The following is a 26480-nucleotide window of genomic DNA, read 5'->3' on the forward strand; positions in this document are numbered from 1 at the left end:
GGCGAGAGTGCGTGCCGGGCGTCGGGGCGCAGACGGGGGTTCGGCAACAGCCTCTGAACCGGCTGTTCAGCTCCGTCTGATAGACACCCGGCATGGCTGAACTGCAACGACGGCTGGGCGTGGGCGACGCGGTGCTCATCGGGCTCGGCTCCATGCTCGGCGCCGGGATCTTCGCCGCGCTCGCCCCCGCCGCGCGCGCGGCCGGCTCCGGTCTGCTGCTCGGGCTCGCGGCGGCGGCCGTGGTGGCGTACTGCAACGCGACCTCCTCCGCCCGGCTCGCGGCGCGCTATCCGGCGTCGGGGGGCACGTACGTCTACGGGCGCGAGCGGCTGGGCGGGTTCTGGGGCTACCTCGCGGGCTGGGCCTTCGTCGTCGGCAAGACGGCGTCGTGCGCGGCGATGGCGCTGACGGCGGGGCTGTACGCCTGGCCGGACCACGCGCACGCGGTGGCGGTCGCGGCGGTGGTGGCGCTGACGGCGGTGAACTACACCGGCGTGCAGAAGTCCGCGCTGCTCACGCGGGCGATCGTCGCGGTGGTGCTGGCGGTGCTGGCCGGCGTGGTGGCGGCCTGCCTGGGCAGCCCGGACGCCGCCGCGAGCCGGCTGGACGTGGATACGGACGCGGGCGTCGGCGGGGTGCTGCAGGCGGGCGCGCTGCTCTTCTTCGCCTTCGCCGGCTACGCGCGCATCGCCACCCTCGGCGAGGAGGTCCGCGACCCGGCCCGTACGATCCCGCGCGCCATCCCGATCGCGCTGGGCATCACGCTGGTCTGCTACGCCGCCGTCGCGGTGTCCGTCCTGGCCGTGCTGGGCCCCGAGCGCCTCGCCGACTCGCCCGCACCGCTGGCCGAGGCGGTGCGGGCGGCGGGCGCGGACCGGCTGGCGCCGGTCGTCCGGGCCGGGGCGGCGGTGGCCGCGCTGGGGGCGCTGCTGGGGCTGATCCTGGGCATCTCCCGTACGACCCTCGCCATGGCCCGCGACGGCCACCTGCCGCGCGCGCTCGCGGCCGTCCACCCGCGCTTCTCCGTCCCGCACCGGGCGGAGCTGGCGGTGGGCGCGGTGGTGGCGGTGGTGGTCGCCTTCGCGGACGTCCGCGCGGCGATCGGCTTCTCGTCCTTCGGCGTGCTGGTCTACTACACGGTGGCCAACGCGGCCGCCTGGACGCTCACTTCGGCCGAGGGCCGCCCCCCGCGCGCGATCCCGGCCCTCGGCCTGGCGGGCTGCCTGGTCCTGGCGTTCGCCCTGCCGTGGCCCTCGGTGGCGGCGGGGGCGGCGGTCCTGGCGGTGGGAGCGGGGGTCTACGGGGCGCGGCGCCGGCGCGCGGGCTGACGGGCGGCGTGGCGGGTGGTGTGCGGGGGGCCGGTGCTGCCGTCGGCCCCGGAGTCGCGGCCACCGGAACCGTACGCGCCAGTATTCACTGGCGGAATTCGTTACCGACGGGTACACAAGCGGCCCGCTTGCCCTTACCCTCACCCGTATGACCGACACCGCCTTGACCCCCGCCGCCGGCAACCCCACCGCCGTCGTGCCCGCCGGGACCCGCAGCGCCGCCGACGTCGTCACGCCGGAGCTGGTGGCCCGCCTCGTGCGCGGTATCGCCGGGGACGGGGAGCTCGTCACCCGCGCGCCCGCCACCGGGGAGGTCCTGGCCACCGTCCCCCGAGCCGCCGCCGGGGACGTCGACGCCGCCTTCGAGCGGGCCCGCGCGGCCCAACTGGCCTGGGCCACCTGGCCGTTGGCGCGGCGCGCGGCGGTGCTGCTGCGCTTCCACGACCTGCTCCTCAGCCGGCAGGACGAGATCCTCGACCTCGTCCAGCTGGAGACCGGCAAGACGCGCCTGCACGCCTACGAGGAGGTCCTCGCCGTCGCCGTCGGCGCCCGCCACTACGGCCGCAAGGGCCCCGCCTACCTGCGCCCGAAGAGCCACACCGGCGCCATGCCGGTGCTGACCAAGGTCCGCGAACTGCGCCAGCCCAAGGGCGTCGTCGGCCAGATCGCCCCCTGGAACTACCCGCTGGAGCTGACCGTCGGCGACGCCCTGCCGGCCTTCCTCGCGGGCAACGGCCTGGTGATGAAGCCCGACAGCGGCACCCCGCTGACCGCGCTGTGGGCCCGCCGGCTGCTCATCGAGGCCGGGCTGCCCGAGGACCTGTGGCAGATCGTCATCGGCGCCGGCTCCGTCCTGGGTCCGGAGATCATCGCCCGCGCCGACTACCTGTCCTTCACCGGCTCCACCGCCACCGGCCGCACCGTCGCCCAGGGCGCCGCTGCCCGGCTGATCGGCACCTCCCTGGAGCTGGGCGGCAAGAACGCGATGCTCGTCTGCGCGGACGCCGACGTGGCCAAGGCCGCTGCCGGAGCCGTACGGGCCTGCTTCTCCTCCGCCGGCCAACTCTGCGTCTCCATCGAGCGGTTGTTCGTCCACGAGTCGATCGCCGACGAGTTCCTCAAGCGCTTCGCCGCCCGTACGAAGGAGATGCGCCTGGGCGCCGGCCTCGCCTACGGCGCCGACATGGGCTCCCTCTCCGGCGGCAACCAGCTCGACGCCGTCGTCCGCCACGTCGACGAGGCCGTCGAGAAGGGCGCCACCGTGCTGGCCGGCGGGCGCGCCCGGCCGGACCTGGGCCCGTACTTCTACGAGCCGACGATCCTCGACGGCGTCGAGAAGCCCATGGCGGTCTGCGAGGACGAGACCTTCGGCCCCGTGGTCTCCGTCTACCGCTTCTCCGACGAGGACGAGGCCGTCCGCCGCGCCAACGCCACCCCCTACGGCCTCAACGCCAGCGTCTGGACGAGGAACGGCCGCAAGGGCTTCGCCCTGGCCGCCCGCCTGCACGCCGGCACGGTCAACATCAACGAGGGCTACGGCCCCGCCTACGGCAGCGCCCAGTCCCCGATGGGCGGCATGGGCGACTCCGGCCTGGGCCGCCGGCACGGCGCCGAGGGCATCCTCAAGTACACCGAGGGCCAGACCGTCGCCCACCAGCGGCTGCTTCCGCTGGCCCCCTCGATGGGGCTGGACGACGCGAAGTTCGCCGCGACCATGACGCGCGGCCTGCGGCTGATGAAGGCCTTCCGGCTGCGCTGAGCCGGCCGCCGGATTTGACCACCGTCCTATTTTTCTGCAAGGGGAGAACGTGAGCGCCGACACCGGCTACGACTACGACGTCATCGTCATCGGCTCCGGCTTCGGCGGCTCGGTCTCCGCGCTGCGGCTGACCGAGAAGGGCTACCGGGTCGCCGTCCTGGAAGCCGGCCGCCGCTTCACCCGCGAGACGCTGCCGAAGAACTCCTGGGACACCCGCAACTTCCTGTGGGCGCCGAGACTCGGCTGCTACGGCATCCAGCGCATCCACCTGATGTCGAACGTGATGATCCTGGCCGGCGCGGGCGTGGGCGGCGGCTCGCTCAACTACGCCAACACCCTGTACGTACCGCCCGCCCCCTTCTTCCAGGACCGCCAGTGGGGTCACATCACCGACTGGGAAGGGGAGTTGAAGCCCTACTACGCGCAGGCGCAGCGGATGCTCGGCGTGCGCCTCAACCCGACCATGACGCCCTCCGACGTCCATCTCAAGGCCGCCGCCGAGAAGATGGGCTGCGGGGACACCTTCCACATGGCGCCGGTCGGGGTCTTCTTCGGCGACGGCAACGACGCCGACGGGGTGAAGGCCGCGCCCGGCGAGGAGGTGCCCGACCCCTTCTTCGGCGGCGCGGGCCCGTCCCGCAAGGCGTGCACCGAGTGCGGCGAGTGCATGACGGGCTGCCGGCACGGGGCGAAGAACACCCTCAACGAGAACTACCTCTACCTCGCGGAGAAGGCCGGCGCGGAGGTCAGGCCGATGACCACCGTCGTGGGGCTCGCCGAGCACCCCGACGGCGGCTACGCCGTCACCACCGTGCCCACCGACAAGCGGCGCAAGGGCACGAAGACCGTGCTGCGCGCCGAGAAGGTCGTCGTCGCGGCGGGTACGTACGGCACCCAGACGTTGCTGCACACCATGCGCGACACCGGGAAGCTGCCCCGGCTCTCCGCACGGCTCGGCGAGCTGACCCGTACCAACTCCGAAGCCCTCACCGGGGCGTTCGCCATCCCGCGGCGCTGGCGCAGGAAGCACCCCGGGCAGGAGCTGGACTTCACCAAGGGGGTGGCGATCACCTCCTCCATCCACCCCAACGCCACCACCCACGTCGAGCCCGTCCGCTACGGCAAGGGCTCCAACGCCATGGGCGCGCTGTGCATGCCGGGCCACCACCACCGGCGCACCGCACTGGGCCGCTTCCTCTCCGGGCTGTTCCGCGGCTATCTGCGCAACCCGCTGCTGATCCCCGTCAACCTGATCGCCAACCACTGGTCGGAGCGGGTCATCATCGGCCTGGTCATGCAGACCCACGACAACTCCCTCAACACCAGCCGCAAGAAGCGCGGCCTCGGCAAGGGCCTGCTCACCGCCGCGCAGGGGCACGGCGAGCCCAACCCGGTGTTCATCCCCGAGGCGAAGACCGCCGCGGACGCGGTGGCCGCCGAGCTGGGCGGCATCTCCGGCACCAACATCGGCGAGATGCTCAGCACCCCGCTCACCGCGCACTTCCTCGGCGGCTGCCCGATCGGCGACTCCGCGCAGACGGGCGTCATCGACCCGTACCACCGCCTCTACGGGCACCCGGGCATCTCCGTGGTGGACGGCGCGGCCGTCTCCGCGAACCTGGGCGTGAACCCCTCGCTGACCATCACCGCGCAGGCCGAGCGGGCCATGTCGCTGTGGCCCAACAAGGGCGAGGCGGACGCGCGCCCCGCGCAGGGCGAGGACTACCGGCGCCTGGCGCCGGTCGTGCCGCACAGCCCGGCGGTCCCGAAGGAGGCGTTCGCGGCGCTGCGGCTGCCGCTGCTGCCGATCCCGACGGTGCGGCGCGACGAGGGCGAGGCGGCCCGGGAGGCGTAGGGGGTCTCGTACGGGACCAGAGCGGCAGGACGCGGCCGGAGCTGCTCCAGGGTGCAGATCCTGGGCGGGTCCGGCCGCGATTCCCTGCGCGGCCGGACCCGCTGTCCCCTGCTGTCCGGCCGCTCCCTGCGGAGCGAGGTCCTGTGGCGCGGCGGCCGGCGGCCCTCCTGCAAGCCGGACCCGGCACATCCGCGCCGCCCACTCCGTCCGCGCTTGCGCACCGACCCCGCATTCGGGTGTGCATCCGGGCGCGCGCGGACACCCTCTTCAACGAGGCGGGCGCGCCCGGGTAACGGCCTTGTCTGATACGGGTGTTGGCGATCAGCGCCAGCGGTCCCCGTGGTCGTGGAGGCGCGGCGGGTGCGACTCGTGCTCCTGGTAGTACGCCTCCACGGCCTCCGCCGCGCGCCGCCGCCGGGCGCTGCGGCGGCTCCAGCCCAGCGAGGAGAGGCCGCCGCCCAGCGTCATGGCGACCGCCGTGGCCACCACCGGCCACCAGCTGGGCCAGGAGGCGATGCCGGCGGTGCTGCCGGAGTCGCCGGACGCCTCCAGCACGGCCCCCGCCATGACGGCGAGTAGCGCCAGGCCGACCAGCAGCGGGCCGAACTCGAACCTGTGGCGCTTCATACGTCGCTGCCTTCTGCGGTCGGCGGGGCGGGCGGTGAGGGGGGCGCGGGCGGTGAGGGGGGCGACGGCGACGGGGCGGCCGGGGGCGACGGGGCGGCCGGGGGCGACGGGGCGGCCGGCGGGCTGGGCGCGGCGGTCCGGGGGCCGTCCCGGAGTACGTCCAACTGCCCCACGCCCACCTCCAGATCCAGCCGCAGCGTCCCCGCCCGCACCCCGGCGCCGCTCGCCGGCAGGTCCAGCTCGCGGCTGCTGTCCACCGTCGGGTCGAAGTCGTCGTGCCGCCGGCCGCCCTCGACGAGCAGCCGCAGGTCGCCCAGGCCGATCCGGCCGGCGACGTGCGCGCCGACCCCCGCCGGCAGGACCACCCGCAGCCGGCCGGCGCCGAGCTCTGCGCGCACCGTCAGTACCGCGCCCTTCGCCGGGCGCACGGCGGAGAGGTCCAGTACGGCGTCCCCCGTGCCCAGTTCGTACCCGGACCGGACCTGGGCCGCGGAGGCGGGGCGCCAGGTCCGCTCGGTCCACTGCGCCGTCACGTTCGGCGGGAGGGACAGCGCCAGTGTCAGCAGGGCCGCCGTGGCCATCGACCAGAAGACCGTCCCGGAGCCCGTACGCCCGTACCAGGAACTCACCAGGAAGCCGAGGCCGAAGACGCCCAGCGCGCTCGCCAGGCCCAGCGACAGGCTGGTGCCGACCGGGTGGCCGCCCCAGGCCGTCCAGGCGACGACCGTGCCGGCGAGCAGCGCCAGCACGAAGACCGGGCCGCCGATGTCGGAGTGCCTCGGGCGCACCCGGCGCGAGCGCAGGGGCGCCGCGGCGGCCTTGTCGTACGGGGTGTCGGGCGGCCCCCACAGATAGCCGGGGGCGCCGTCCTTGAGGAGCGGGTCGCGCCACCAGGAGGGGGAGTCGGGGACGGGCGGCGGCGCCGTCTCGGGGGGTGCGTCCGCGACGGTCTGCGCGGTGGCCTCGTCGCAGGGGAGGGCGCCGCTCTCCACCTCGCGCTTGTGGCGCGACCAGAAGCAGGCGCCCGCCACGGCCAGGACCAGCATCGCCGTGAAGGCGTGCACCTCGCCGTTGCCCAGCATCGACAGGAAGAGCCCGCAGCCGACGACCATGAGCAGCAGCGCGGTGAGGGCGGCGCCCTCGACGCGGCCGGAGAGCAGCCGCTTCCCCTCGTTCTCGTCCTCCCCCTCGCCGGGGACGACCAGCCACGCCACCCCGTAGCCGAGCAGCCCCAGGCCGCCGGCCACGGCGAGCACGCCGAAGACGACGCGGAAGATGACGGGGTCCATCCCGTAATAGCGCCCGAGCCCCGCGCTCACCCCGCCGACGACCTTGCCGTCCCGGGCGCGCGTGAGCCGCTCGCGCACGGGCGCGGCCTCCGGCTCGGGAGGGCGCCCGGTGGCGGCGGCTGTGCTCACGGGGGTGGCGGACTCGGTCATACGTACATGGTGGCCGACCTTCCCGCCGCGCAGGACCGGCAGGAACCCCTAACTACCCCTGAGATCCGCCCCTGAGACCCCGGGGGCCGCACCGTCGGCCTCCCCACCGATCCCAGGGGCCGATCAGGGACGACCCTGATACCGGTACGGGGCCGTCCGTGTGACGATCGTGGGTATGGCCTCCAGCAGCACCGTCGCGGCGGACACCCCCGCCGCGCCCGAACCCGCCGCCAGGGCGGGCGCCAGGGACGAGGGCGCCGAAGCGTACCGGCGGCTCTACCGCAGCGCCGACGGGCGCTGGCTCGGCGGGGTGGCGCGCGGGCTCGCGGGGCACCTCGGGGTGCCCGTGTCCTGGGTGCGGATCATCTTCGTCGTGCTGTTCACCGCCGGCGGCCTGGGGATGCTGCTCTACGCGGTGTTCTGGTTCGTCGTCCCCCTCGGGCTGGGCGGCACCCCCGCCGTGACCGGGACCCCCCGGGCGATCCGGCTGCGCCGCCCCGACAAGGGCCAGCTCCTCGCCCTGGTCATCGCCGCCGTCGTCTGCGGCGCCACCCTCAACCTCGGCCGGGGCAACGCCTTCCTCTTCCCCCTCGTCCTCATCGGCGCCGGCGTCGCCCTCGTCTGGCGCCAGGCCGACAACGCCCGCCGCGCCCGCTGGGCGCAGATGACCCAGCGCGGCCGCTTCATCCCGGTGGTCCGGGGCGCGGCGGGGGTGCTGCTCGTCGGGGTCGGGGTCGGCGCCATCTTCATCGTCCAGGGCTCCGCCAAGCACCTCGGCTCCGTCCTGCAGGCCTCGCTGGCCGTGCTGGTCGGGGTCGCGCTGCTCGCCGGGCCCTGGCTCGTACGGATGGTGCAGGACCTCTCCGAGGAGCGCACGATGCGCATCCGCGCCCAGGAGCGCGCCGAGGTCGCCGCGCACGTGCACGACAGCGTGCTGCACACCCTCACCCTGATCCAGCGCAACGCCGACGACGCCCCCGAGGTGCGCAAGCTGGCCCGCGCCCAGGAGCGGGAGCTGCGCGCCTGGCTCTACAGGCCCGAGGGCAACGGCCGCGACGCCGCCCAGGAGCCGGCCACCGTCGCCGAGGCGGTGCGCCGGGCCGCCGCCGAGGTGGAGGACCACCACGGGGTGCCGGTCGAGGTCGTCTGCGTCGGCGACTGCCCGCTCGACGAGCGCCTCGGCGCCCAACTCCAGGCAGCGCGCGAGGCGATGGTCAACGCCGCCAAGTACGGTGGGGACGGCGGCGCGGTGCAGGTCTACGCCGAGGTGGAGGGCCGCACGGTCTTCCTCTCGGTACGGGACCGGGGGCCGGGCTTCGACCTGGACGCGGTCCCGGCCGACCGGATGGGCGTGCGGGAGTCCATCATCGGCAGGATGGAGCGCAACGGCGGCACGGCGCGACTGCGCGCGGTGCCCGGCGGCGGCACCGAAGTGGAACTCGAGATGGAGAGGACGGCGGACTCGTGACCCAGGGGACCCCCGAGAGCGCAGCAGGTGTCAGCCGGCAGGTCCGGGTCGTCCTGGTCGACGACCACCGGATGTTCCGCGCCGGCGTCCAGGCGGAGATCGGCGTCACGGAGAGCACCGGCGTGGAGGTCGTCGGGGAGGCCGGCGACGTCGACCAGGCCGTCACGGTGATCACCGCGACCCGGCCCGAGGTGGTCCTGCTGGACGTCCACCTCCCCGGCGGCGGCGGGGTGGAGGTGCTGCGCCGCGCGGCGCCGCTGATGGCGGACCCCGAGCGGCCGGTGCGCTTCCTGGCGCTGTCGGTCTCCGACGCGGCGGAGGACGTCATCGGCGTCATCCGCGGCGGGGCGCGCGGGTACGTCACGAAGACGATCACCGGCGTGGACCTGGTCGACGCGATCTTCCGGGTCTCCGACGGCGACGCGGTCTTCTCGCCCCGGCTGGCGGGCTTCGTCCTGGACGCCTTCGCCTCCACCGACGCCCCGCCGGTGGACGAGGACCTCGACCGCCTCACGCAGCGCGAGCGCGAGGTGCTCCGGCTGATCGCGCGCGGCTACGCGTACAAGGAGGTCGCCAAGCAGCTCTTCATCTCCGTCAAGACGGTGGAGTCGCACGTCTCGGCGGTCCTGCGCAAGCTCCAGCTCTCCAACCGCCACGAGCTGACGCGGTGGGCGACGGCGCGGCGGCTGGTCTAGGGCCCGGCGGCTGGTCTAAGCACGGCGTCTGGCGGCCAGCCAGGCGTCCACCGACAGGTACGGCGTCCCGGCCAGGACGAACGGCGTCCAGGCCATCAGGTAGGCGAGGTCGTTGCCCAGGTAGTACGGCTCCACCGACCAGCTCACCGTCAGCCACAGCGACAGCGACAGCAGCGCCCCGCCCAGCGCCGCCAGCCGGCCCAGCAGGCCGAGCAGGATGCCCGCGCCGACCGCCAGCTCGCCCAGCGCGATCGCCCAGGCGAAGCCCTCCGGCGCCCGCTGGGCCAGGTCGATCAGGAAGGGCGCGCCCGCCGTCGACTCCACCCCGGCGAGGGTGTCCGCCAGCGAGCCGGGGCCGGAGGCCGCGCGGAAGGCGGGGTCGGTCAGCTTGTCGAGGGCCGCGTAGACGAAGGTCGCGCCCAGGAAGAGGCGCAGGGGCAGCAGGGCGTAGCGCTCGGCGAGCGCGCGCGGGCCGGGACGGGACGTCGGGGAGTCGTGCTTCGGCATGGCTGACCTCTTCCGCGTCGAAACTCCGAACACGACCTACGGTCGCACGGCAGCGCGAATACCGCGCCTGCCTGTGCAGTACGTAGATAAGGAGCGTCCGGACTCAGTCCACGATGTCCACGGTGTACGGGACGCTCTCCGCGCCCGAGGCCGTCACCACGCGGATCTCCACGCGGCCCGGCTCCACCTCCGCCGGGACCGGGACGATCAGCACGTCGTCGGCCGGGTTGTCGAAGCCGCCTGTCACCGGGACCAGCGGCACGTGCACATGGACGCCGCCGATCCGCACGACGGTACGGGCCAGCTGCCCGGCGGTCGTCGCGCCCGGCGGGACGAAGCCGGAGCCGCGGATCTCGATGTCGTCGCCGGTGCGCAGCGGCGCGTCCAGGTCGCCGGCCTCGCGGGCGCGCACCACCGACCAGATGACCGGGCGCCCGCCCTCGGAGAGCTTGCCCGCCAGGTACGCGCCCGCGCTCACGGCCGTCAACCCCACGAGCCCCCAGGGGAGTTCGGGCAGCTGCTCGGGGCGGCGGGCCAGGCAGACGCCCGCGTAGACCAGGACGGCGGTGGTGGTCAGCACGTACTGGATGTCGGTGAAGCTGCCGCGCCCCGCGTCGTCGCAGAGCAGGTCGGAGGGGCGGGGGCGGTCGGCGCGGACCTTGCGCAGCAGCCGGTGGTGGCGCAGGGCGGCGGCGCAGGCGCGGACGGCGACGGCGGTGCCGAAGACCAGCCCGAGCACGCAGTTGAGCCCGGCGGCGCGGGTGAAGTCGGGCCGTACGCCGGCGTCGAAGCCCAGCTCCAGGGCGAGGAAGAGGACGGCGTAGGTGGCCAGCAGCGTCCAGGCGGCGGCGACCGTACGGGAGGTGGAGAGCCGGCCGTCCGCGCCGACCAGCGGGGCGAGGACGCCGCCGCGCACCCGGTGCAGCCAGCCGGCGCCCGCGAGCACGGCGCCCAGCAGCACGGCGGCGACCAGGCCGGCGGAGCGCGCCGCGGTCCAGCCGGCGCCGATCGCGGTGAGGCCCTGCCCCAGCGCCAGCGCGGCGATCGAGCCGCCCAGCGCGTAGGCGGTGGGGCGCCACAGTCCGCGCAGCCACGCCTCGCCCGCCTCGCGGGAGCGGGCGGTGTCCTCGCGGGCGGCGCGGGTCAGCTCGTCGGAGACCCACTGGCGGGAGGCGCCGGGGGAGTGCGCCAGCGCGCGGGGCAGCTCGGCCCCGGCCGCGTACCGGTCGCGCAGCGCGTCGAAGCCGCCGCCCTGCGCGGGCACGGCGGCTCCGGCCGATCCCGCGGGAGTCGACCCTGAAGAGTCCGTACGCACCGTCACGTCGTGCCCCCTAGCAATGCCAACCATGCGATGACTGCGCATTGTGCCCTACGCCACGCGGAGTCGGCGCGGCGGGGGTGATCTATGTCCGGTTGCGTGGCCATTCGCCGGATATCGGACGGCGGTTGGCGGGGAACGGAGGTTGCCCGGCGGCCTCTCAGAGGCGCTCCAGCTCCGTGAGGTCGATGTCGACGGGGAAGGGGACGGCGAGCTTCAGGCGGTTGCGGTGGATGCCCGTGAGGGCGTACTCGCCGGTCGCGGGGTCGCGCTCGTAGACGTACGCGACGGGGAGGCCGTCCTCGCCCTGCTCGACGCGCCAGAAGTGCTCGATGCCGCCCTTGGCGTACAGCTGCGGCTTGCGCAGGCGGTCGCGGGCCTCGGAGTCGGGGGAGACGACCTCGACGGCGAGGCTCACGTCCTCGGCGCGGTAGTGCGTCTGCCCGGTGTCGGCCTCGGCCTCGGCGGAGACCACCAGGAGGTCGGGCTCGGGCCCCTGCCGCTTGTCGATCACGACGGTCATCTCGCGGCGCACCCGGACCTCGGGTGGCGCTGTCCGGCGCAGGCCCGCCTCCAGCAGATACATCACCAGACTGTGGAAAACACGCTGCGGACTCACGAACACCAAGCTCCCGTCGATCAGTTCCGTGTGCGGTGGGAGGCCGGGCAGGGTGAACAGGTCGTCCACGGTGTAACCCTGCTCCGGCGGCACGGGCCACTGGATGGTGTGCTCGGCGGGCAGGGCTTCTGCGGTCATGGTTGCTCCCATGGACGGGATTGTGAGCCGTACCACCAGCGTACCCAGCGGCAACGGCTCGCGCGCCACTCGAAGAAATGAGCGACGCGCGAGCCGTTGACCTGCGAAACCCTGAGGGGGAGCCTTACTCCCACTCGATCGTGCCCGGCGGCTTGGACGTCACGTCCAGCACCACCCGGTTCACGTCGGGCACCTCGTTGGTGATGCGGGTGGAGATCCTGGCCAGCACCTCGTACGGCATCCGCGTCCAGTCCGCTGTCATCGCGTCCTCGGAGGAGACCGGGCGCAGGACGATCGGGTGGCCGTAGGTGCGGCCGTCGCCCTGGACGCCCACGCTGCGTACGTCGGCGAGGAGGACCACCGGGCACTGCCAGATCTCGCGGTCCAGGCCCGCCGCCGTCAGCTCCTCGCGGGCGATGGCGTCGGCCTCGCGCAGCAGGTCCAGGCGCTCCTCAGTGACCTCGCCGACGATGCGGATGCCCAGGCCGGGGCCGGGGAAGGGCTGGCGCTGGACGATCTCGTCGGGCAGGCCCAGCTCCTTGCCGACCATGCGGACCTCGTCCTTGAAGAGGCGCCGCAGCGGCTCGACGAGCTGGAACTCCAGGTCCTCCGGCAGCCCGCCCACGTTGTGGTGGGACTTGATGTTCGCGGTGCCCGTGCCGCCGCCGGACTCCACGACGTCCGGGTAGAGGGTGCCCTGCACCAGGAACTCCACCTCGCCGCCGTGCTCGGCGACGATCTCCGCCTGCGCTTGCTCGAAGACCCGGATGAACTCCCGGCCGATGATCTTGCGCTTCTCCTCCGGGTCGGAGACGCCCCTGAGCGCGTCGAGGAAGCGCTCGCGCGCGTCGACGACCTTCAGCTTCACGCCCGTCGCGGCGACGAAGTCCTTCTCGACCTGCTCCGTCTCGCCCTTGCGCATCAGCCCGTGGTCGACGTAGACGCACGTCAGCTGGTCGCCGATGGCCCGCTGGACGAGGGCCGCGGCGACGGCGGAGTCCACGCCGCCGGAGAGGCCGCAGATGGCGCGCTTGTCGCCGACCTGCTCGCGGATCGCCGCGACGGACTCCTCGACCACGTTGCTCGTCGTCCAGTTCGGCTCCAGGCCCGCGCCCCGGTAGAGGAAGTGCTCCAGCACCTGCTGGCCGTGGGTGGAGTGCATGACCTCCGGGTGGTGCTGCACGCCGTAGAGCCGCTTGGCGTCGTTCTCGAAGGCGGCGACGGGCACCGCGTCGGTGGCGGCGGTGACCGTGAAGCCCTCCGGGGCGGCGGAGCAGGCGTCGCCGTGCGACATCCACACGTCCTGGCGCTCGGGCGTACCGGCGAAGAGGGTGGAGTCGGGGCGGCTGACGGCCAGCGGCGTACGTCCGTACTCACGGCTGCCGGTGTTGTCGACCGTGCCGCCGAGGGTCTGCGCCATCAGCTGGAAGCCGTAGCACATACCGAAGACCGGCACGCCGGCCTCGAAGAGCGCGGGGTCCAGGGTGGGGGCGTCCTCGGCGTAGACCGAGGAGGGGCCGCCGGAGAGGATGATCGCGGCGGGGTTCCTGGCGAGCATCTCCGCCACCGGCGTGGTGGAGGGGACGATCTCGCTGTAGACGCGCGCCTCGCGGACGCGGCGGGCGATCAACTGCGCGTACTGGGCGCCGAAGTCGACGACGAGGACCGTGTCGGGGCCGGTCTCGGTGGGGGCTTCGGTGGGCGCTGAGGACACTGTGCGGCCTTCCGGGGGTCCGAGGGGGAGTGTCCTGATTCTATCGGGGCTGCGGTACGCCCGAGGTCGGGGCGCGGACGGGGCGCGGACGGGGCAGGGATGGTCCGTACACGCGTACGGGCCCGGTCGCCGTGTGCTGCCACGCGGCGGCCGGGCCCGTACGGCCGTGCGTCACCAGTGGATGACGACCTTGTCGCCGGTCTTCACCTGGGTGTCGAAGAGCCACTTGATGCCGTTGTAGTCACGGACGTTGACGCAGCCGTAGGAGCCGTTGCTGTAGCCGTTCTGCGCGAAGTTCTCCGAGTAGTGCACGGCCTGGCCGCCGTCGAAGAACATCGCGAAGGGCATCGGGGAGTTGTAGATGGTCGAGACGTGCTCGCGGCTCTTCCAGTACACGGAGAAGACGCCCTCGCGGGTCTCGTAGCCCTCGGCGCCGAAGCGGACGTCGAAGAGGCGGACGACCTTGCCGTCGATCATCCACGCCATCTTGCGCGAGGTCTTGGAGATGCACAGCGTGCGACCGGTCTTGCAGCGCTCGTCGATGTCGGCCAGGGAGGCGTCGACGGCCGGCAGCTCGACCGGCGGGCGCAGCTCGTCCTGGGTGGGCGTCTTGGTCTGGGAGAGGAGCTTCTCCCAGGTGTCCTCGTAGACCGTGCCCGTCGCCTCGATGCCGACGGCCTGCTGGTACGCCTTGACGGCCGTCTGCGTGACGGGGCCGTAGTAGCCGGTCGGCTTCTCCTTGAAGTGGCCGAGCTGCTTGAGGCGGGCCTGCAGTTCGCGGACCTTGTCGCTGTTGTCGCCCTGGCCGATGAGCTGCTTCTTCGGGTGCAGCTCCTCCTGGGTGGGCGTCTTGGTCTGGGAGAGGAGCTTCGTCCAGGTGGTCTCGTCGACGATGCCCGTGACCTTGAGGCCCTGCGCGCTCTGGTACTCGGAGACGGCGCCCTTGGTGGCGGGGCCGTAGTTGCCGTTCGGGACGGCCTTCAGGCGCTTGGCCTGCACCAGGCGGGCCTGCAGCTCGCGGACCTTGTCGCTGTTGTCGCCCGGCTTGAGGACGACCTTGTCCGCCGGCTTGCTCTCCTTCGGCGTGGGCGTCTCGGAGGGCTCCTCGCTCGGCTCGTCCTCGAAGGAGGGCGTGGCGGCGACCGGGTCGGCCGCGTTGGCGGCGGGCGCCGCCCGGTCGCCGTCGGAAGCGCAACCGGTGAGGACCAGCACCGCGGCGGTGACGGCCGCGGCCACGGAGGTACGTATTCGCCTGCTGTGCACGGAGTGCTCCCGAGCTCTGTGAGGGACTTCTGGTGAATTGACACGCCAGGGCCGTCGAATGGTTGCAGAGATACCGATAACGAGAGGGTCACGGAGGGCGATCGGGGCTGCGCGGGATGCGTTCGCGCGGCCGTGGGGGAGGTGAACGGCCAGGTCGGGGGCGGTGGGTGCGGAGGTCGAAATTCCGACGCAAGTGGCGTTCGCCACAGAGAAATTCGGGAAACGGGAGCAACTTTGGTGTATTGCCCGGATTTGCCGCTCGACTCCGCGCAGGGCCTCTTTTCGGACACCGAAAGTTAACCTGCCGCACCCCGGTCTCCTCTTCTAGCATCAGCGGGCCGAAGGCGTCACGATGACCACCGCCGCCGATGCGGTGCGGCTCGGACCGGACACCCGGTCCGCCTACGGCGCCACCCACGCGTACTCCGAAGACCGAGAGGGTCTTACATGAAGCTCCGCCGTTCCCTGGCGGCGGCCGTCGCCACGGCCGCGATCATCCCCGCAGCGCTGATGGCCGCGCCGGCGGCGCAGGCGCAGGACACCGTCACCGGTGAGACGACCACGGGCGAGACGACGACCGGTGAGACGACGACCGGTGAGACCACCACCGGTGAGACCGCCACGGGCGAGACCGCCACGGGTGAGACGACCACTGGTGAGACGACGACCGGTGAGACCACCACGGGCGAGACCACCACGGGTGAGACGACGACCGGTGAGACGACCACCGGTGAGACCACCACCGGTGAGACGACGACCGGTGAGACGACGACCGGCGAGACCACCACCGGTGAGACGACGACCGGTGAGACGACGACCGGTGAGACGACGACCGGTGAGACCACCACCGGTGAGACGACCACCGGCGAGACCACCACGGGTGGTCCCGGCGGCGAGGAGCCTCCCCTCCCCGAGGTGCCCGACTGCGAGGCGGCTGCCTTCAACGCCAGCCTCTCCGGCTTCCCGAACAAGGTTGTCGCGGGCTCGGGTTGGAAGGAGTTCAACCTCAACCTCGACAACAGCGCGGGCAAGAAGACCAAGGACGTCGTCCTCGGGATGACGGTGCTCTACAAGTCCGAACTGGCGGGTGGGGGCGACGACCTCGCCGCCAAGTACGCGGACCTCCAGTACTTCGACGGCGAGAAGTGGAGCAGCGACCTCTCCGAGGGCGGCAACATCGCCGGCCTGATCGACGTCGAGGCCGGCGAGAAGATCTCCCTCCAGCTGCGTCTGAAGGTCTCCGCGAAGGCCAAGCCGGGTGCCGGCGTGGCGATCGCCTTCGGTGTCTACGAGAAGAAGAACGGCACCTGCGCCCTGGACGAGAAGACCTACGAGTTCGAGATCCTGGCCGCCGGCTCCGACGCCGGCAACCCGGGTGACGCCAAGCCGCAGGGCGGCCGCAACGTGCTGCCCACCGGCAACGTCGGCGAGCTGGCCCAGACCGGCTCCGACACCCCCGTCGCCGCCCTCGCCGGCTCCGCCGCCGGTGCGCTGCTGCTCGGTGCCGCCGCCGTGTACGTCGTGCGTCGCCGCAACGGCAGCACTGAGGTCGAGTCCGCCGCCTGACGGATGTCTCGTGGTCGACTGCCGTAACGGCTGAGCATCACGCAGGGGCCCGTGCCACCGCGACCGCGGTGGCACGGGCCCCTGCGTGTGGGCCGTCACGCCGGGCGTACCGCCCCCGCGAACGGCATCAGATCGACCGGCGCGGTGCGGATCGAGGAGCCCGGCCGGGGCGCGTGCACCATCTGCCCGTTGCCGATGTACATCCCCACGTGGCTGACCGAGGAGTAGAAGAACACCAGGTCACCCGGCACCAGTTGGGAGCGCGAGACCCGCTGCCCCGCGTTGATCTGCGTGAACGTCGTCCGCGGCAGCGCCACCCCCGCCGCCTCCCACGCGGCCTGCGTCAGCCCCGAGCAGTCGAAGGCGCTCGGCCCGGTGGCACCCCACACGTACGGCTTGCCGATCTGCGCCATGGCGTACGAGACGGCGGTCGCGGCGGGCGAGGAGGCGGCGGGCGCGCTCGGCGCGGCGCCCGCGCCGTCCGGACCCGCCTGCGCGCCCCCGCGCGGCGCGGCCAACTCCCCGCGACGGAAGTCGCGGTTGGCGGCGGCGGGCGCGCCGTGCTCGGCGGTGATCGCCGAACGGTCCACCGGGGCAAGGGTGTTGAGCAGCCGCTGCGCCTCGGCGAGCTTGGCCTCGACGGTCTTCTTGTGCGTACGCAGCGCGTCGCGCGTGCGGTCGTACGCGACCTGCTCGCGCTCCGCCTCCCCGCGCAACTGCCGCAGCTCGCGCAGCCGGTGGCCGATCCCGTTCAGCCGGACGGCCTGCCGGTCGCCCGCGCGCCGCAGCACCTCCGCCCGCGCCAGGTACTCCTCGGGGGAGGCGGAGAGCGCCAGGCGCATCGCCGGCCCCAGCCCGCCGGTGCGGTACTGCTCGGCGGCCAGCCCGCCGAGGGCGCCGCGCGCCTCGTTGAGCTCCTGCTGCCGGCGGGCGGCCTGGTCCTGCAGCCGCTCGATGCGGCGCTCGGAGCGCTGCGCCCGCTCCCGGGCGGCGTGGTAGCGCTCGGTGGCGACCTCCGCGTCGTGGTGGAGCGCGTCCACCCGGGCCTTGACCTCGGCGACGGAGAGCCGCGGCTCGGCCTGCGAGACGCTGCCGAGCGCGGTGGCCACACCGGCGAGCGTGAGCACGCCCGCCGCCTGTGCGGCCGTACGACGATGGTGCCTGAGCCTGGGCCTACTGTGTCCGGCCACGGGGGCCATCACATCCTTCCTCAGGGCCCGGCAGTAGCCCCGTACAGGAAGTCGGGGCCGCCGCCGGAACGTGGCGGAGGTGACCGACGGACGCCGGACGGCCGACTGCGGCCGGGCGGCGGTTCGAGGTGTCGGGCACCTGGGCCAGGAAGTTAAACGCCCGGACGCGCCCCCGGAGGAGACTTGACGCGCACTACCCCCCTGGGGGTGACGCGGCGACAGATAGTGTCCGTTCCGTTACCAAAGGGCGTCGCCGGGGATGCCTGCTGTGACCGAGGTGGCGGATGGGCCACCCCCGGCGGGACGTGATGCTAGACGCCGGCCCCGCTCAGCCCGGGCGGACCGCGCTGTGGAAGGGCATGTAGTCGATCGACTCGTAGCGGATGCTGTCGCCCGGCTTGGGGGCGTGGATCATCTGGCCGCCGCCGGCGTAGATGCCGACGTGGCTGATGTCGTCGTAGAAGAAGACCAGGTCGCCGGGCTGCAGGTTCGCCTTCGAGACCTGGGTGCCCACGTTGACCTGGTCCCAGGTGGTACGGGGCAGCGTGACGCCCGCGCTCTTCCAGGCGGCCTGGGTGAGTCCCGAGCAGTCGTAGGAGTCGGGGCCGGTGGCGCCCCAGACGTAGGGCTTGCCGATCTGGGCCTTCGCGAAGGCGATGACCTGGTCGGCGTTGGAGGGGGCGGGCGCGGGTGCGGGGGCCGGCGCGGGCGCGGGCTCGGTGGCCTCGGCCTCCTGCCGGGCGGCCTCCTCGGCCGCGGCCTGGCGGGCGGCCTCCTCCGCCGCGGCCTGCTGGCGCTCCAGCTCGGCCTGGCGCTCCAACTCCGCCTGGCGGGCGGCCTCCTCGGCCTTGCGCTGCGCCTCGGCCTCGCGCTGGCGCTCCAGCTCGGCGAGGCGGGCCTTCTCCTGCGCGCTGAGCCTGTCGAGGAGTTCGCGCGCGTCGCCCAGCTTCGTCTGGACCTCCTCCTTGGAGTCGGCCAGCTCCTGCTGCGAGGCGGTGAGCGTACGCAGGCTCTCGCTCGCCTCGGCGCGCTTCCTCGCCGCGGTCTCCTGCTGGGCGCGGAAGTCCTTGATCGTGATCTGCTGGCGCTCGGTGAGCCGCTCCATCAGGTGCGCCTGGTCGAAGTACTCCTGCGGGTCGTCGGAGAGCATGAACGTCTCCGTGGGCGTCACCCCGCCGGTGCGGTACTGCGCCGCGGCCAGCTGCCCCAGTTCGCGGCGGGCGTCGTTGAGCCGCTGGGTCTGCTCGGCCACCTCGTCCAGCCGCTCGGCGACCTCGCCGCGCTGTCCGGCGGCGCGCTCCTTGGCCGCGTTGTAGCGCTCGGTGGCCACCTCGGCCTGGTGGTAGAGGTGGTCGACCTGCTCCTTGACCTCCGCCAGGGTGGGGCGGTCGTCCGCCTGCGCGCTCTGCGTGAGCAGGGTCGCGGAGGCCAGTGCGGCGGTCGTCACACCGACGGCGGCACGGCCGCCGGTGGTGGCCGCGGCGGAGTCGAGGAGCCGGGGACGCGGCTTGCGGTGCTTCTGAGAGGCGGGCAAGGCTCGCCACTTCCTTCCGATGGGACGCCGGTGAGTGGGGCACGGGGGCGCTGGCGCAGCACGCTAGCCACTCGATGGGGTGTATGTGAAGCCTGGTGTTCGATATGTCCGATACCTTTTTGTGATCTTCCGAGGGCGCGGGTGGACATGGGTGACATCGGGGGATCGGTCCGGCGGGCGGCGCCCCGGCTCCGGCGGCGTGGGCCCGTACCCCCCGGACCGGCGGACGGCTCCCGGGTGTCGGTGGCGGCGCCTAGACTCGGTGGACGATGAGCAGCCTCTTCGATGACAGCCAGCTGAACCTGGGCGCGCAGCTGAAGCCGAGCCCGCCCGAGCCCCTCTACCGCGACGGCGCCCCGCGCCCCCCGATCGCGCCCCTCGATCCCGCCGCGCTGCTGGACGGGCTGAACGAGCAGCAGCGCGAGGCCGTCGTGCACGCGGGCGGTCCGCTGCTCATCGTCGCCGGCGCCGGTTCGGGCAAGACCCGGGTGCTCACGCACCGCATCGCGCACCTGCTCGCCGAGCGCCGGGTGCATCCGGGCGAGATCCTCGCGATCACGTTCACCAACAAGGCCGCCGGCGAGATGAAGGAGCGCGTCGAGCAGCTGGTCGGCCCGCGGGCGAACGCGATGTGGGTCTCCACCTTCCACAGCGCCTGCGTGCGCATCCTGCGCCGCGAGTCGAAGAAGCTCGGCTTCACCTCCTCCTTCTCCATCTACGACGGGGCCGACTCCAAGCGGCTGATGTCCCTGGTCTGCCGTGACCTGGACCTCGACTCCAAGCGCTTCGCGCCCAAGGTGCTCAGCGCGCGCGTCTCGGCGCTGAAGAACGAGCTGATCGACGAGGAGGACTGGGCGGGGCGCGCCGCCGACGGCTTCGAGAAGACCCTCGCCGAGGCGTACACGCTCTACCAGTCGCGGCTGCGCGAGGCCAACGCGCTGGACTTCGACGACCTGATCATGACGACGGTCCATCTGCTCCAGGCATTCCCGGACGTCGCCGAGCACTACCGCCGCCGCTTCCGGCACGTGCTGGTCGACGAGTACCAGGACACCAACCACGCGCAGTACACCCTGGTGCGCGAGCTGGTCGGCGGGGGCGTCGAGGGCGCGGCGCCGGCCGAGCTGTGCGTGGTGGGCGACGCCGACCAGTCGATCTACGCCTTCCGCGGGGCGACCATCCGCAACATCCTCCAGTTCGAGGAGGACTACCCCCAGGCCCGCACGATCCTGCTGGAGCAGAACTACCGCTCCACCCAGACCATCCTCTCCGCCGCCAACGCGGTGATCGAGAAGAACGAGAACCGCCGCCCGAAGAACCTGTGGACGGACGCCGGTGCCGGCGCGAAGATCATCGGCTACGTCGCGGACACCGAGCACGACGAGGCGCAGTTCATCGCCGAGGAGATCGACCGGCTCACGGACGCGGGCGACGCCCGGGCCGGCGACACGGCGATCTTCTACCGTACGAACGCCCAGTCGCGCGTCTTCGAGGAGGTCCTCATCCGCGTCGGCCTGCCCTACAAGGTCGTCGGCGGCGTGCGCTTCTACGAGCGCCGGGAGGTCCGCGACATCCTGGCCTACCTGCGGGTGCTGGCCAACCCGGAGGACACCGTCCCCCTGCGCCGCATCCTCAACGTCCCCAAGCGCGGCATCGGCGACCGCGCCGAGGCGATGGTCGAGGGCTTCGCGCTGCGGGAGAAGACCTCCTTCGCCCAGGCGCTGCGGCGGGTGGACGAGGTGTACGGCATGGCGGCCCGCTCGGTGAACGCGGTGCGGCGCTTCAACGTCCTGCTGGAGGAGCTGCGCACGGTCGTGGAGTCCGGCGCCGGCCCGGCCACGGTGCTGGAGGCGGTGCTGGAGCGGACCGGCTACCTCGCCGAGCTGCAGGCGTCCACCGACCCGCAGGACGAGACGCGCGTGGAGAACCTCCAGGAACTGGCCGCTGTGGCGCTGGAGTTCGAGCAGGAGCACGGCGCAGGCGACTCGGGCGGCGAGGACGGTGAGGGCGCCGCGGCCCAGGGGGGCACGCTGGCCGACTTCCTGGAGCGCGTGGCGCTGGTCGCCGACAGCGACCAGATCCCCGAGGACGGCGAGGACGGCGGCGGCGTGGTCACGCTGATGACGCTGCACACCGCCAAGGGCCTGGAGTTCCCCACGGTCTTCCTCACCGGCATGGAGGACGGCGTCTTCCCCCACATGCGGGCCCTGGGGAACGTGAAGGAGCTGGAGGAGGAGCGCCGCCTCGCCTACGTCGGCATCACGCGCGCCCGCGAGCGGCTCTACCTGACCCGGGCCTCGATGCGCAGCGCCTGGGGCCAGCCCGCGTACAACCCGCCCTCCCGCTTCCTGGACGAGATCCCGCCCGCGCAGCTCCAGTGGCGGCGCGAGGGCGGCACGGCGAGCATCGGCAAGTCCCCGGCCTCCGGGGCGTCTTCGCGCTCCGCCCCGTCCGCCGGTGCCGCGCGTCTCGCGCGCGGGCCGCAGACCTTCGCCACCGGGCGGCTGGACGACCGGCCGGCGGTCTCGCTGTCCGTCGGCGACCGCGTGACGCACGACCGCTTCGGGCTGGGGACGGTGCTGGCGGTCAACGGCGAGGGCGTGAAGACCGAGGCGACGATCGACTTCGGCACGGGCGACAAGCCCAAGCGGCTGCTGCTGCGGTACGCACCGGTAGAGAAGCTCTGAGGCCGCCCCGGCGCCCGGCACGCACTCTGGACGCACAGCGGCACAGGACAGGTGGCTCCGCCACATGACCTGTGCCGCTGCACGCCCAGAGCACGCACCGACCACCGTTGCGTCGGGGCGGCGTGCATGCGTGAGTCCGCGCTCTCTACAGCGGGTTGAGCCCCTTGTTCTGCAGCCACGTCAGCGGGTCGATCGGGTCGCCGCCGTAGGGGCGGACCTCGAAGTGCAGGTGCGGGCCGGTGGAGTTGCCGGAGTTGCCGGAGTAGCCGATCACGGTGCCGGCCTGGACGGGGCCGGAGCGGATGCGGGCGCTGGAGAGGTGGCAGTACCAGGTCTCCGTGCCGTCGGCCGCGGTGACGATCACCATGTTGCCGTAGGAGTAGTCCCACTTGGTGCTGACCGTGCCGTCCGTCGCCGCGCGCACCGAGGTGCCGTAGCTGACGGGGAAGTCGATGCCGGTGTGCAGGGACATCCAGTTGACGCCGCCCTGCCCGAACTGCGCGCTCAGCCCGTGCTCGGCCACCGGCAGCATGAACTTCGGCCGCAGCGCCTCGCGGCGCGCCGCCTCCTCGGCCCGGCGCTTGCGCTCCTGCGCCTCGCGCTCCTTGAGGTCGAGGCGCTCCTGCGTACGGCTGGCGCGGTCCGCGAAGTCGCCGGCCTCCTCGGTGGCCCCGGTGAGCTGGGTGTCCAACTCGGCGTTGGCGGCGGCCGGTTTGACCGAGGTCGGGTCGGCGGCGGTGACGGCCTGCTTGGCGACCTCGACCTGCTGCGGGTCGCCCACGGAGGCGGCGGCCATCCCGGCCACGCCGACCACGGCGAGGGAGGGGACGGCGACGGTGAGCAGCGCCGAGCGCTTGGGGGAGGAGCGGCGGGGACGGGGGCGGACGAACGTGCGCTGCCGGGCGGCGGGCTCGGGGGCGGCTGCGTCGTCGGGGCCGGCTGCGTTGTCGGTGTCGCCGGTGTCGTCCGTGTCGCCGGATCCGTAGGAGGGGGCGCCGGTGTCGCCGGGGTATCCGTCGCTCGAAGAGCCCGGGGAGGGCTCGGGCCGCGCCGGCTCCTGCGTGTCCGCGGCCTCGGGGGTGTACGTGCCGTACTCGACGGAGGGCTCGTACCCGGATTCGAAGGAGTACGCGGCGGTGTCGACCGGCGTGTCGTAGCCGGCGGGGTCCCAGCCGGTGGCCGGGTGGCCGCTGCTGTCGTAGGAGACGGAGAGGCTGCCGTCCGTGCTCCAGTCGGCGGCCGGCTGGTACGCGGAGTCGTATCCGGGGTCGTATCCCGTACCGGCGGTCGTGGCGTCCCAGACCTCGTGCGGGCCCGGCTGCTGCGGGATGGCGCCGACGGGCCAGACGGCGGGGACCTCGTAGCCGGCGGAGTCGTACCCCTCGGCCGCGGGGGCGTAGCCGCCGGTGCCGTACGCCGGGTCGTAGCCGGTGTGGGGCTGCTGTTCGCCGGTGTCCCACTGGTGGGTGGTGACGTACGCGACGTCCTGCGCGGAGTCGTAGGCGGCCGTGTCGTAACCGGGGGTGGCGTACGCGCCGGTGGCGTAGCCGCCGAGGTCGTACGAGCCCGTGCCGTAGCCGAATCCGTAACCGTCCGTACTGGGGGCGTTCGAGGTCATCTCCCCCGACGGGTGAGGATCGTTCACCACGTCCCTCTCGGCTTGGCGGCTAAAGAACGTGCTGGACTGTACCCGGCGGACAACGGCCGCGACAATCTTCTGGAGGGTTTGCCGGGCGAAGGTCGGGGGAGGCGGCCGCACTTCGGGGACGGAGGGTGACCGTCAGGCCACCGATGGGGCGTCGGACTGTCGTGTTCCGCCGGTTTGTTCGACCGCGATCGCTCCGGAGAGTGACTGCCGGATATTCGCGGCGACGCCCGCGTGGACGGCCAGCGCAAGATGCCCCACACCGGGCACCAGGACGTTGCGCACGTCGAGATCGGGGTGGTCGATACGGGCCGACGCCGCCGGGACCACCAGCTCGTCCAGCTCGCCCCCGAACGCCACGAACCGCGTGCGGCAGCCCGGCGCGGGCAGCGCCAGCTCCCTGATCACCTCGGAGCCGGGGAGCATCTGCCGCACGATCGGATGGGCGGCGAGCAGCAGCGCGGCGTAGGTGCCCGCGTGCGGGGTGCCGAGGGTGACCACGGTGCCCACGCGCCGGTCGCCGCCGAGGCGCTGGACGTAGTAGCGGGCGACGAGGCCGCCGAGGCTGTGCCCCACCAGGTCGACGCTCGGGTGGCCGGTGCGCCGGCAGGTCTCCTCCACCTGCCGGCCGAGCAGCTCGGCGGCGGCGCGGATGTCGCGGCTCAGCGGCGAGTGGTTGAGGGCCCGGACGTGGCGGTGGCCGTGCCGGTGCAGGGAGCGGCGCAGCAGGGCGAAGACGGAGCGGTTGTCGGCGAAGCCGTGCAGCAGCAGGACGGGCGGCGGGGTGCGGCCGCTGGTCGGCAGCCGGTGGCCGGTGTCGGCGGGCGGCGCCTCGGCGCGGATGCCGGTGGGATAGAGGAGGAGGTGCCCGGCGAGCACCAGTACCTCCAGCAGCTGCGCCCTGACGAGCGCGGTGAGGGATACGCCGAAGCGGAAGGGAGCGCCCATGGGGAACCTCCGAAAGGCTCACGGAGGCGTCCGTCCCCCGTGCGCGGCTCCGGGCCCGTCGGAACACGCCCAGCTGTCCACGGGCCCGCATACACGTGTGATTTCCCCCTCGGTCATCCCCACGAAACGAGCGGGTGCGGGATGCTGGCGATAACGTGCGTTCACACGCAGACGAGCCCGGGCCTCACGCCGGGCCGACGCGCAATGGAGGGCAGCAATGGGTGTGACCGGTCCGATCCGAGTGGTGGTGGCCAAGCCGGGTCTCGACGGCCATGACCGCGGGGCCAAGGTCATCGCGCGGGCGCTGCGCGACGCCGGTATGGAGGTCATCTACACCGGCCTGCACCAGACCCCCGAGCAGATCGTCCACACCGCGATCCAGGAGGACGCCGACGCGATCGGCCTGTCGATCCTCTCCGGTGCGCACATGACGCTCTTCGCCAAGGTCATCGAGCTGCTCAAGGAGCGCGACGCCGAGGACATCAAGGTCTTCGGCGGAGGCATCATCCCCGACGACGACATCCCCGAGCTGAAGCAGCTCGGCGTCTCCGCGATCTTCACCCCCGGCGCGACGACCCAGTCGGTCGTCGACTGGGTCAACGGCAACGTCCGCCAAGCAGCCTAGGACGGCGACGCCCGGCACGCACTCTCGCTGCACGGTGGCATGGGACAGGTGGCTCCTTCCCCAAGCTCTCAACTTCGTTCGAGCAGGGGATGCCCCATTCATGACCCATGCCACCGCACACCGAGAGCTGGGGTATCCCCTGCTCGAAGAGCTTGGGGAGGCACCGGACGTCGCCGGCCGGATGACGGTGGGGAATAGAGCGTCAGCCGTCAGCCGACAGCTCCGCCAGCATCGCGCTGCGTATCCGTAGCGTGGCGACGAGCCGTTGGAACGCCTCCGACCAGTAGCCGACCGCGCCGGGGGAGCCGTCCACGGGGGTGTCGTCCGTGGCGCGGGTGAGCAGCTCCAGCCGGTCGGCGTGCCCCGGGGGGAGGGAGCGCTCCGCCAGGCCCATGGCCCCGCTGAAGCTCCACGGATAACCCCCGCCGTCCCGGGCGATCTCCAGGGCGTCGACCACCGCGTCCCCCAACCGCCCCGACCACGGCACCTCGCAGACCCCCAGCAGCCGGAACGACTCCGACAGGCCGTGCGCCGCCACCGCCCCGGCCACCCAGTCCGCCCGCTCCCCGGCCGGCAGCACCGCCAGCAGCCGGGCGGGATCGCGGCCGGGCAGGCGCGCCCCCTGCCCGGAGTCGGCGGCGGCGCCCAGCAGGGCCCGCGCCCAGTCGGCGCTCTGCTGCCGGGTGGCGGCGCGGCACCACGCGGCGTGCAGATCCGCCCGCCAGTCGTCGGCCACCGGCAGCGCCACGATCTCCTCGGCCGAGCGGCCCCCGAACAGCTCCGGCCACACCTCCAGCGGCGCGGCGGCCACCAACTGGCCGAGCCACCACGTGCGTTCACCCGTCCCCGACGGGGGCTTGGGCTCGATGCCGTCGTGCTGCATCTCCGCGTCGCAGGAGTGCGGCGCCTCCACGGTGATCCGCCCCTCGGAGCGGTCCAGCACCACATGCGCCCGCGCCCGCACGCCCATCCGCGCGGCCAGCGCCGAACCCGGCAGCGTGGTGAGCAACTCCGCCGCCGTGGCACGGACGTTGCGGCTGCGGTCGGTGAGGGCCTCCTCAAGGAAGGGCTCGTCACCGGCGCAGAGCCCCTCCCGCAGCGAGTCCAGGAAGGCGAGCCGGTCCTCCGCCTTCTCCTGCCGCCAGCCCGTCGCCAGCAGCGCCGGCGCGGCGGACGGCTCGCGGCGGCGGACCGCCGCGAGCAGCGCCGCCCGCTCGGCGAAGAGCCCCTCCTCCCAGCACGACCGCACCGCCGCCGGATCGTCCAGGTCGGGCACCCCGGGACCGCCCGCACCCCCCGAACCCGGGGCACGCAGGGCGAAGCGCCACTCGCCGCCCCGCAGCCGCGCCAGCCACACCGCGCGCTCCCCGCCCAGCCGCAGCGCCTCCGCGCGCAGGTCCGCACGCGCCCGGGCCGCGTCCAGCAGCGCCGGCAGCAGCTCGGGCGGCGCCTGCAACTCCCGGGCGTTCGCCGCGCGCAGCCACTCCGGCAGCAGCTCGGCGAGATCCGGCGCCGCGCGCGGCGAACGCCCGGGAGTTGCAGGCGCCGCCCGAGC

The 26480-nt window shown here is 73.4% G+C and carries 20 protein-coding genes; 8 read left to right on the forward strand and 12 right to left on the reverse strand.

Annotation, left to right across the window (positions count from 1 at the left end; genetic code table 11):
• Positions 1-92 precede the first annotated feature (92 nt).
• From ACFQLX_RS23825 to ACFQLX_RS23835, 3 genes are all read left to right on the forward strand, one after another.
• A complete protein-coding gene (locus ACFQLX_RS23825) occupies positions 93-1328 on the forward strand; it encodes an APC family permease (RefSeq protein ID WP_386418336.1) in 1236 nt (411 codons plus the stop codon).
• 148 nt (positions 1329-1476) lie between these two features.
• The gene (locus ACFQLX_RS23830; protein ID WP_386418337.1) at positions 1477-3087 is read left to right on the forward strand and encodes a succinic semialdehyde dehydrogenase; all 1611 of its coding nucleotides are present in this window, start codon (positions 1477-1479) and stop codon (positions 3085-3087) included.
• Positions 3088-3136: 49 nt separating this feature from the next.
• A complete protein-coding gene (locus tag ACFQLX_RS23835; protein ID WP_386418338.1) occupies positions 3137-4942 on the forward strand; it encodes a GMC oxidoreductase in 1806 nt (601 codons plus the stop codon).
• A gap of 321 nt (positions 4943-5263) precedes the next feature.
• On the opposite strand, the gene ACFQLX_RS23840 is transcribed toward ACFQLX_RS23835, so the two are convergent.
• Both ACFQLX_RS23840 and ACFQLX_RS23845 read right to left on the reverse strand, forming a co-directional pair.
• Positions 5264-5569, reverse strand: coding sequence for a hypothetical protein (locus tag ACFQLX_RS23840; protein ID WP_386418340.1), 306 nt, complete (start codon positions 5567-5569; stop codon positions 5264-5266).
• Positions 5566-7008, reverse strand: a complete 1443-nt coding sequence (locus tag ACFQLX_RS23845) for a PspC domain-containing protein (protein ID WP_386418342.1) — start codon at positions 7006-7008, stop codon at positions 5566-5568. Before ACFQLX_RS23845 ends, ACFQLX_RS23840 begins: the two co-directional genes overlap by 4 nt.
• 175 nt (positions 7009-7183) lie before the next feature.
• Between ACFQLX_RS23845 and ACFQLX_RS23850 the strand changes: the two genes are divergently transcribed.
• Together ACFQLX_RS23850 and ACFQLX_RS23855 are read left to right on the forward strand one after the other, a co-directional pair.
• Positions 7184-8476, forward strand: coding sequence for a PspC domain-containing protein (locus ACFQLX_RS23850; protein WP_386418344.1), 1293 nt, complete (start codon positions 7184-7186; stop codon positions 8474-8476).
• Positions 8473-9171 (forward strand): LuxR C-terminal-related transcriptional regulator, encoded by a 699-nt coding sequence (locus ACFQLX_RS23855; RefSeq protein WP_386418346.1) that lies wholly within the window; start codon positions 8473-8475, stop codon positions 9169-9171. Before ACFQLX_RS23850 ends, ACFQLX_RS23855 begins: the two co-directional genes overlap by 4 nt.
• Before the next feature lie 15 nt (positions 9172-9186).
• Here ACFQLX_RS23855 and ACFQLX_RS23860 read toward each other — a convergent pair whose 3' ends face one another.
• The 5 genes from ACFQLX_RS23860 to ACFQLX_RS23880 form a co-directional block, all read right to left on the reverse strand.
• Positions 9187-9678, reverse strand: coding sequence for a DoxX family membrane protein (locus ACFQLX_RS23860; protein ID WP_386418348.1), 492 nt, complete (start codon positions 9676-9678; stop codon positions 9187-9189).
• A gap of 103 nt (positions 9679-9781) precedes the next feature.
• Positions 9782-10942 (reverse strand): hypothetical protein, encoded by a 1161-nt coding sequence (locus ACFQLX_RS23865; protein WP_386418349.1) that lies wholly within the window; start codon positions 10940-10942, stop codon positions 9782-9784.
• A gap of 214 nt (positions 10943-11156) precedes the next feature.
• Entirely contained in the window at positions 11157-11753 is a 597-nt protein-coding gene (locus ACFQLX_RS23870; protein WP_386418351.1) for a Uma2 family endonuclease, read from the reverse strand.
• A gap of 124 nt (positions 11754-11877) precedes the next feature.
• Positions 11878-13467, reverse strand: coding sequence for a glutamine-hydrolyzing GMP synthase (gene guaA, locus ACFQLX_RS23875; protein WP_386418353.1), 1590 nt, complete (start codon positions 13465-13467; stop codon positions 11878-11880).
• A 171-nt stretch (positions 13468-13638) separates the two neighbouring features.
• Positions 13639-14730, reverse strand: a complete 1092-nt coding sequence (locus ACFQLX_RS23880; protein WP_386418354.1) for a L,D-transpeptidase family protein — start codon at positions 14728-14730, stop codon at positions 13639-13641.
• 447 nt (positions 14731-15177) lie between these two features.
• Here ACFQLX_RS23880 and ACFQLX_RS23885 point away from each other — a divergent pair, with 447 nt between their 5' ends.
• Entirely contained in the window at positions 15178-16296 is a 1119-nt protein-coding gene (locus tag ACFQLX_RS23885; RefSeq protein ID WP_386418356.1) for an LPXTG cell wall anchor domain-containing protein, read from the forward strand.
• Positions 16297-16391: 95 nt separating this feature from the next.
• Here ACFQLX_RS23885 and ACFQLX_RS23890 read toward each other — a convergent pair whose 3' ends face one another.
• A complete protein-coding gene (locus ACFQLX_RS23890) occupies positions 16392-17486 on the reverse strand; it encodes a C40 family peptidase (RefSeq protein ID WP_386418358.1) in 1095 nt (364 codons plus the stop codon).
• A gap of 328 nt (positions 17487-17814) precedes the next feature.
• Complete coding sequence (locus tag ACFQLX_RS23895; protein WP_386418360.1) at positions 17815-19020, reverse strand: C40 family peptidase; 1206 nt, start codon at positions 19018-19020, stop codon at positions 17815-17817.
• A 269-nt stretch (positions 19021-19289) separates the two neighbouring features.
• Here ACFQLX_RS23895 and pcrA point away from each other — a divergent pair, with 269 nt between their 5' ends.
• Complete coding sequence (gene pcrA / locus ACFQLX_RS23900; protein ID WP_386418361.1) at positions 19290-21707, forward strand: DNA helicase PcrA; 2418 nt, start codon at positions 19290-19292, stop codon at positions 21705-21707.
• Between the two features lie 145 nt (positions 21708-21852).
• Here the strand turns inward: pcrA and ACFQLX_RS23905 are convergent, their stop codons facing one another.
• On the reverse strand, positions 21853-23325 hold the full coding sequence (locus ACFQLX_RS23905; RefSeq protein ID WP_386418363.1) for a M23 family metallopeptidase: 1473 nt from the start codon (positions 23323-23325) through the stop codon (positions 21853-21855).
• A gap of 162 nt (positions 23326-23487) precedes the next feature.
• On the reverse strand, positions 23488-24300 hold the full coding sequence (locus ACFQLX_RS23910; protein WP_386418364.1) for an esterase/lipase family protein: 813 nt from the start codon (positions 24298-24300) through the stop codon (positions 23488-23490).
• A gap of 217 nt (positions 24301-24517) precedes the next feature.
• On the opposite strand from ACFQLX_RS23910, the gene ACFQLX_RS23915 reads away from it, so the two are divergent.
• A complete protein-coding gene (locus ACFQLX_RS23915) occupies positions 24518-24925 on the forward strand; it encodes a cobalamin B12-binding domain-containing protein (protein ID WP_386418366.1) in 408 nt (135 codons plus the stop codon).
• A 202-nt stretch (positions 24926-25127) separates the two neighbouring features.
• Here ACFQLX_RS23915 and ACFQLX_RS23920 read toward each other — a convergent pair.
• The coding region (locus tag ACFQLX_RS23920) for a DUF5691 domain-containing protein (RefSeq protein WP_386418368.1) at positions 25128-26480 on the reverse strand (1353 nt) is incomplete at its 5' end.

It is taken from the genome of Streptomyces polyrhachis, from assembly GCF_042663125.1.
Taxonomy (GTDB): Bacteria; Actinomycetota; Actinomycetes; order Streptomycetales; family Streptomycetaceae; genus Streptomyces; species Streptomyces polyrhachii.

Coding starts and splice junctions, on each gene's coding strand:
- ACFQLX_RS23870 (WP_386418351.1), bottom strand. CDS start 11,753: ATGACCGCAGAAGCCCTGCCCGCCGAGCACACCATCCAGTGGCCCGTG.
- pcrA (WP_386418361.1), top strand. CDS start 19,290: ATGAGCAGCCTCTTCGATGACAGCCAGCTGAACCTGGGCGCGCAGCTG.
- ACFQLX_RS23830 (WP_386418337.1), top strand. CDS start 1,477: ATGACCGACACCGCCTTGACCCCCGCCGCCGGCAACCCCACCGCCGTC.
- ACFQLX_RS23860 (WP_386418348.1), bottom strand. CDS start 9,678: ATGCCGAAGCACGACTCCCCGACGTCCCGTCCCGGCCCGCGCGCGCTC.
- ACFQLX_RS23840 (WP_386418340.1), bottom strand. CDS start 5,569: ATGAAGCGCCACAGGTTCGAGTTCGGCCCGCTGCTGGTCGGCCTGGCG.
- ACFQLX_RS23910 (WP_386418364.1), bottom strand. CDS start 24,300: ATGGGCGCTCCCTTCCGCTTCGGCGTATCCCTCACCGCGCTCGTCAGG.
- ACFQLX_RS23915 (WP_386418366.1), top strand. CDS start 24,518: ATGGGTGTGACCGGTCCGATCCGAGTGGTGGTGGCCAAGCCGGGTCTC.
- ACFQLX_RS23885 (WP_386418356.1), top strand. CDS start 15,178: ATGAAGCTCCGCCGTTCCCTGGCGGCGGCCGTCGCCACGGCCGCGATC.
- ACFQLX_RS23825 (WP_386418336.1), top strand. CDS start 93: ATGGCTGAACTGCAACGACGGCTGGGCGTGGGCGACGCGGTGCTCATC.
- ACFQLX_RS23905 (WP_386418363.1), bottom strand. CDS start 23,325: ATGACCTCGAACGCCCCCAGTACGGACGGTTACGGATTCGGCTACGGC.
- ACFQLX_RS23845 (WP_386418342.1), bottom strand. CDS start 7,008: ATGACCGAGTCCGCCACCCCCGTGAGCACAGCCGCCGCCACCGGGCGC.
- ACFQLX_RS23850 (WP_386418344.1), top strand. CDS start 7,184: ATGGCCTCCAGCAGCACCGTCGCGGCGGACACCCCCGCCGCGCCCGAA.